The following is a 5,465-nucleotide window of genomic DNA, read 5'->3' as shown; positions in this document are numbered from 1 at the left end:
GGGCCCGCGTGAAGGCATCGTCATCAACCTCGCCGAATACCGTCTCTATTACTACCCGAAAGGCCGCGACGTGGTGTACACCTTCCCGCTGGGTATCGGCCGCGAAGGCTGGGGCTCGCCGATCGCGCACACCTCGATCATCGCCAAGACACCGAACCCGACGTGGACGCCTCCGGCTTCGATCAAGGCCGAACACGCCGCTGACGGTGATCCGCTGCCGAATGTGGTGCCGGCCGGTCCTGATAACCCGCTGGGGCCGTTCAAGTTCACCCTCGGCACACCGGGCTACCTGATCCACGGTTCGAACAAGAAGTTCGGCATCGGCATGCGCACCAGCCACGGCTGCTTCCGCATGTTCAACAACAACGTGCTGGAAATGGCCGGCATGGTCCCGGTCGGCACCTCGGTGCGCATCATCAACGACCCGTACAAGTTCGGTCGCAGTGGCGGCAAGGTCTATCTGGAAGCGCACACCCCGCTCGACGACAAGGGCAACCCGTCGGTAGTCGACAAGCACACCGCGGTGATCAACGCGATGCTCAAGCGTGAAGACATCACCAGCAATTTGCGCATGAACTGGGATGTGGTGCGTGATGTGGTCGCCGCCGAAGACGGCCTGCCGGTAGAGATCGCCGTGCCGAATACCTCGGCGCCAATGGTGAGCAGTGCACCGATCGATCTGCAGCAATAAGAGCTGATTGAAAACCCGCCGATGCGTGCAGCGTCGGCGGGTTTTTTGTTGCGCGGGGAAAAGCGCCGGGCACAAAAAAGCCGACCCGGAAAACCGGATCGGCTCGATAACAATCCCGAGGGATTATTACTTGCGGCTAGCTTTTTCCAGCATGCGCAGAGCACGCTCGTTAGCTTCGTCAGCAGTCTGTTGTGCTTTTTGAGCAGCAGCCAGAGCTTCATCAGCTTTACGGTAAGCTTCGTCTGCACGAGCCTGGGAGCGAGCAGCTGCGTCTTCAGTAGCGGTCAGACGTGCTTCGGTTTCTTTCGATGCGCTGCTGCAACCGGTAGCCAGAACTGCGGCCAGAGCCAGAGCAGAGAATTTCAGAACGTTGTTCATCGTGTTCCCCTTCAAGGACTTTCAAATTAAGTGGCTGTCTCCTCACGATTGAGGAAATAGCCGGCGTACATACTACCCATTACTTGTAGTAAGTAAACTGACGTAGCGCAAGAAGCAAAAAAAATTGTAGGCGTTGATTCTTTTTCGAGCAACTTTTAACTGCGCTGTATAAAAAATATCCAGCTGCAAGCCCCGGCGTGAGCGACTCAAACGGAAAAAGTTCCCGCCCTCGTGCGCTGTTTTTGCGACTTCGGCTAAAGTCTTTCTAAATGAATTCGTCCACACTTTTGTTCAGGTTCTGCGAAGCGCTTCGCGTATCTTTGTTGATGTACAGGTGACTTTAAAAAAGGTTGCACGTCTTAAGTCTCAACATTCCGGCAATGTTCAGGCAAACGGCACGCAAAGATTGTCTTGCGGCCGAACCTGCGACCATCGATGCCAATGCACGCAAACCATCCGATGACGAGCGTACCTTGAGCATTTTCGCCAATGGTGCCTACTATTCAGCAGGTGTCAGATTGCGCGAGATCGATGTGGCTCTTCTCAGTGTCCATCAGGCACGGGGTGGCGTAGATGTTCCTTCGCCGGAAAAACATCGGTAAGGTAGGGGTCACAATTCAAGACCCGCGAGGAGTAGTGATGAGCGAGGCGTTGTCCATCCACCATGACCAGGCTGGTCATCAATTCGAGACCACTGTGGACGGTCATCGTGCTTACCTGACCTACATGGATCTGGGCAAGCAGACCCTGGATATCTACCGCACCTTCGTGCCCAATGCCCTGCGCGGCCGTGGCATTGCCGCAGCGCTGACTGAACGCGCGCTGCAATACGCCGAAGAAATGGGCTACACGGTGATCCCGTCATGCTCGTACGTCGAGCGCTACATGGAACGCCATCAGCGTCGCGCCGCGAAGATCTGAATCGCACACACAAAAACGCCGGACAATGTCCGGCGTTTTTTATTGCCCGTAAAACGCAGCTTACGTGCGCTGACGCTTCGGCAATACGTCCTTGAGCTTGGCGTGCATGCTGCGCAAGGTGTTTTCGGTAGCGGACCAATCGATGCAGGCATCGGTGATCGACACGCCGTATTGCAGGTCGGCGAGGTCTTTCGGGATTGCCTGGCAGCCCCAATTCAGGTGGCTTTCGACCATCAGGCCGATGATCGACTGGTTGCCTTCGAGGATCTGGTTGGCGACGTTTTCCATCACCAGCGGTTGCAGGGCCGGGTCCTTGTTGGAGTTGGCGTGGCTGCAATCGACCATGATGTTCGGCTTGATCTTCGCCTTGTTCAGCGCCTGCTCGCACAGCGCCACGCTGACCGAATCATAGTTCGGCTTGCCATTACCGCCGCGCAGCACCACGTGACCGTAGGCGTTGCCTTTGGTGGTGACGATCGACACGCCACCTTCCTGGTTGATGCCGAGGAAACGGTGCGGGCTGGACACCGACTGCAAGGCGTTGATCGCCACGGTCAGGCCGCCATCGGTGCCGTTCTTGAAGCCGACCGCCGAGGACAGGCCGGAAGCCATTTCGCGGTGAGTCTGCGATTCGGTGGTACGCGCGCCGATGGCCGACCAGCTGATCAGATCCTGCAGATACTGCGGGGAGATCGGGTCGAGGGCTTCGGTCGCGGTCGGCAGGCCTTTCTCGGCCAGGTCGAGCAGCAACTGACGACCGATGTGCAGACCGTCCTGGATCTTGAACGAGTCGTCCAGATACGGATCGTTGATCAGACCTTTCCAGCCGACGGTGGTGCGCGGCTTCTCGAAATACACGCGCATGACCAGATACAGGGTGTCGGAGACTTCCTCGGCGAGCACCTTGAGGCGATCGGCGTATTCGTGGGCCGCCTTGATGTCGTGAATCGAGCACGGGCCGATCACGACGAACAGACGGTGGTCGGTGCCATCGAGAATGTTGCGAATGACTTCGCGGCCCTTGGTGACGGTGCGCAGGGCGGCGTCGCTCAGGGGGATATCACGCTTGAGCTGATCGGGAGTGATCAGGGTCTCGTTAGAGGCGACGTTTAGGTCGTTGATCGGTAAATCAGCCATCGTTTACTCGTCAGGTCACGGGTGCCGGCCGCCAGCGATCCCCGCGCGGCGGAGCACAGCAGATTTAGCGCGTCGGGGGAGCCGAACCTTAGCGCGTCAGAGGCGGCTCGACAATGGGCAAACCGTGCTTTAGTCCAGCGCTGGCTGCGCAAAAGCCTTGCGCACATTGTCGTGGGAGAACTCTTCGGCGTGCTCCTCGACCCACTGCAGGGCCAGCGCCTGACTATCCTGCAGATCGTCGTGGCTGTCCTGCATGCGCGAATAGCGTTCGATCTGACACACCTGCTCACCCATTCGCGCGCTGAACAGGGTCTGTTCGTCAGTGAAGGCGATGCCCACCAGATAGCCTTTTTTACGGCGCAGACACCAGGCCACATAGCCCGGATAACAGAATTCGGCATTCAGCGTCGGCATGCGTACTTGCAGTGCAGTGCCGTGGCGCCAGGCGCGGTGGTAATTGCAAGCGATGCCGCCGAGGCTGATAGTGTGCAGCTGTTGTCTGGAAATGCATTCAGGCTTGAGTAACGTCAATTCAACCGGCACTTCGTCCGGATGAGGAATGAAACGTCCCATGAGCACAGACTCCCTGTGTCGGCCATCTGACATTGTTTCCCCCAGTATAGTGGTCGAATCCGAGCTGACCGACTTCGACGCCGACCAGCGGCTGCTGGCGATGCGCGGCGTTTCTCTGGTGATCTTCACCAGCGTCGGCTGCGCCAGTTGTCGTTATGCCCGCGAGGTGTTGCCGGGCATGCCGCTGGCGATCGATCGGCTGTGCTGGATCGACGCCGGCAACAATGGCGGCCTGGTCGAGCGTTATCAGGTGTTTCATTTGCCGGCGCTGTTTGTGGTGCGCGACGGCGAGTTCTTTGGCGCAGTGCACAGCCGTCTGACGGTTGCCGAGGTCAATCAGGCTGTGGCGCAGGCGCTGGGTCGAATTGCAGAGGAGTTGCCATGAGCGAGACAGTCAGCAAACCGGTGGTGGGGATTATCGGCACCGGTGCGATCGGCGGGTTTTACGGGGTGATGCTGGCGCGTGCCGGTTTCGACGTGCATTTCTTGTTGCGCAGCGAATTCTCGGCAGTGGCTGAGCGCGGTTTGCAGATCAACAGTGCGGTGCACGGCCCGATGACGCTGCATCCGGCCAATGCCTATTCCGCTGCCGAAGAAATGCCGCCCTGTGACTGGCTGCTGGTCGGCACCAAGACCACCAGCAACGCCGGTCTGGCCCCGGCGATCATTCAGGCCGCCAAACCTGACGCAAAAGTGCTGTTGCTGCAGAACGGTCTGGATGTCGAAGACAGCCTGCGACCACTGTTGCCGGATTCGCTGCATCTGCTCGGTGGTCTGTGCCTGATCTGCGTGCACCGCGAAGGGCCGGGGCAGATCACCCATCAGGCCCTTGGCGCGGTGAATGTCGGTTATCACAGCGGCTCGGCCATTGATGAAGTAGCGCGCATGGCGATCGTCGAGGAGGGCGCCGGGCTGTTCCGTGCCGCCGGCATCGACTCTCAAGCGATGGCCAACCTGCATCAGGCGCGCTGGCAGAAGCTGGTGTGGAATATCCCCTACAACGGCCTTTCGGTGTTGCTCGGCGCGGGAACCGAAGCGCTGATGGCCGATGCCGACAGCCGCCTGTCGATTCAGGCGTTGATGGCGGAAGTGGTACAGGGCGCCCGGGCCTGTGGATACGAGATCCCGCCCGGCTATGCCGAGTACCTGTTCACCATGACGGAAAAAATGCCCGATTACTGGCCGAGCATGTACCACGACTTTGCACACAAACGCCCGCTGGAGCTGGAGGCGATCTACGCCCGGCCACTGGCGGCGGCGAAAGCGGCGGGCTGCGAGTTGCCACGCATCGAGGCGTTGTATCGCCATTTGGGGTTTATCGACCGACGCAATACTTGAGTCGGTTGTTCTGGGGGAAGGCATGGCCAATAACATCGATGACAAACTGGTGCTGGCGATTTCCTCGCGCGCCTTGTTCGACCTGAGCGAAAGCCACAAGGTCTACCTGTCGAGCGGCGTCGAAGCCTATCGGCAATATCAGATCGAGCACGAAGACGAAATCCTCGCGCCGGGCGATGCGTTCCCGCTGGTGGAAAAACTGCTGAGCCTGAACAGCCGTCTCGGCCGCGCGCGGGTCGAGGTGATTCTGGTTTCCCGCAACAGCGCCGACACCGGTCTGCGCGTGTTCAATTCGATTCATCATTACGGCCTGGCGATTTCTCGTGCGGCGTTCGTCGGTGGGCGCAGTCCATATCCGTATCTGAAAGCGTTTGGCTGCGACCTGTTTCTCTCGACCCACGCCGAAGACGTGCGTGCCGCGCTGGAC

At 59.2% G+C, this 5,465-nt stretch carries 8 protein-coding genes; 5 read left to right on the top strand and 3 right to left on the bottom strand.

The annotated features are described in order from the left end of the window. Positions 1-691 (top strand): L,D-transpeptidase family protein (locus tag OQK_RS02020; protein WP_038860430.1); only part of this gene is annotated, 691 nt, incomplete at its 5' end. Between the two features lie 126 nt (positions 692-817). On the opposite strand, the gene oprI is transcribed toward OQK_RS02020, so the two are convergent. Further along, positions 818-1,069: an outer membrane lipoprotei OprI gene (oprI, locus tag OQK_RS02015; protein WP_003183784.1), complete on the bottom strand. Its 252-nt coding sequence runs from the start codon at positions 1,067-1,069 to the stop codon at positions 818-820. A 639-nt stretch (positions 1,070-1,708) separates the two neighbouring features. On the opposite strand from oprI, the gene OQK_RS02010 reads away from it, so the two are divergent. After that, the gene (locus tag OQK_RS02010) at positions 1,709-1,990 is read left to right on the top strand and encodes a GNAT family N-acetyltransferase (protein ID WP_016770879.1); all 282 of its coding nucleotides are present in this window, start codon (positions 1,709-1,711) and stop codon (positions 1,988-1,990) included. 60 nt (positions 1,991-2,050) lie between these two features. Here the strand turns inward: OQK_RS02010 and OQK_RS02005 are convergent, their stop codons facing one another. Further along, positions 2,051-3,127 carry a 3-deoxy-7-phosphoheptulonate synthase gene (locus OQK_RS02005; RefSeq protein WP_016770878.1) on the bottom strand — a complete coding sequence of 359 codons (1,077 nt, stop codon included), beginning with the start codon at positions 3,125-3,127 and terminating at the stop codon, positions 2,051-2,053. A gap of 129 nt (positions 3,128-3,256) precedes the next feature. Further along, complete coding sequence (locus OQK_RS02000) at positions 3,257-3,700, bottom strand: PilZ domain-containing protein (protein WP_016770877.1); 444 nt, start codon at positions 3,698-3,700, stop codon at positions 3,257-3,259. Between OQK_RS02000 and OQK_RS01995 the strand changes: the two genes are divergently transcribed. From OQK_RS01995 to OQK_RS01985, 3 genes are all read left to right on the top strand, one after another. Next, positions 3,699-4,085, top strand: coding sequence for a thioredoxin family protein (locus tag OQK_RS01995; RefSeq protein WP_038860429.1), 387 nt, complete (start codon positions 3,699-3,701; stop codon positions 4,083-4,085). The two genes, OQK_RS02000 and OQK_RS01995, sit on opposite strands and share 2 nt — an antisense overlap. After that, positions 4,082-5,038 (top strand): putative 2-dehydropantoate 2-reductase, encoded by a 957-nt coding sequence (locus OQK_RS01990; protein ID WP_016770875.1) that lies wholly within the window; start codon positions 4,082-4,084, stop codon positions 5,036-5,038. The genes OQK_RS01995 and OQK_RS01990 overlap by 4 nt, the downstream gene beginning before the upstream one ends. A 22-nt stretch (positions 5,039-5,060) precedes the next feature. Next, positions 5,061-5,465: 5'-nucleotidase (locus OQK_RS01985; protein ID WP_038860426.1), on the top strand; the 405-nt coding region annotated here is incomplete at its 3' end.

The organism is Pseudomonas sp. R62, from assembly GCF_000257605.1.
In the GTDB taxonomy this organism is placed as follows: Bacteria; Pseudomonadota; Gammaproteobacteria; order Pseudomonadales; family Pseudomonadaceae; genus Aquipseudomonas; species Aquipseudomonas atacamensis.
The sequence above is the reverse complement of the archived record's forward strand: the minus strand, read 5'-3'. Positions and strand labels throughout refer to the sequence as shown.

Excerpts from the sequence above, each read along its gene's own strand:
- oprI (WP_003183784.1), bottom strand. The coding sequence starts at position 1,069 with ATGAACAACGTTCTGAAATTCTCTGCTCTGGCTCTGGCCGCAGTTCTG.
- OQK_RS02010 (WP_016770879.1), top strand. The coding sequence starts at position 1,709 with ATGAGCGAGGCGTTGTCCATCCACCATGACCAGGCTGGTCATCAATTC.
- OQK_RS02005 (WP_016770878.1), bottom strand. The coding sequence starts at position 3,127 with ATGGCTGATTTACCGATCAACGACCTAAACGTCGCCTCTAACGAGACC.
- OQK_RS01995 (WP_038860429.1), top strand. The coding sequence starts at position 3,699 with ATGAGCACAGACTCCCTGTGTCGGCCATCTGACATTGTTTCCCCCAGT.
- OQK_RS02000 (WP_016770877.1), bottom strand. The coding sequence starts at position 3,700 with ATGGGACGTTTCATTCCTCATCCGGACGAAGTGCCGGTTGAATTGACG.
- OQK_RS01990 (WP_016770875.1), top strand. The coding sequence starts at position 4,082 with ATGAGCGAGACAGTCAGCAAACCGGTGGTGGGGATTATCGGCACCGGT.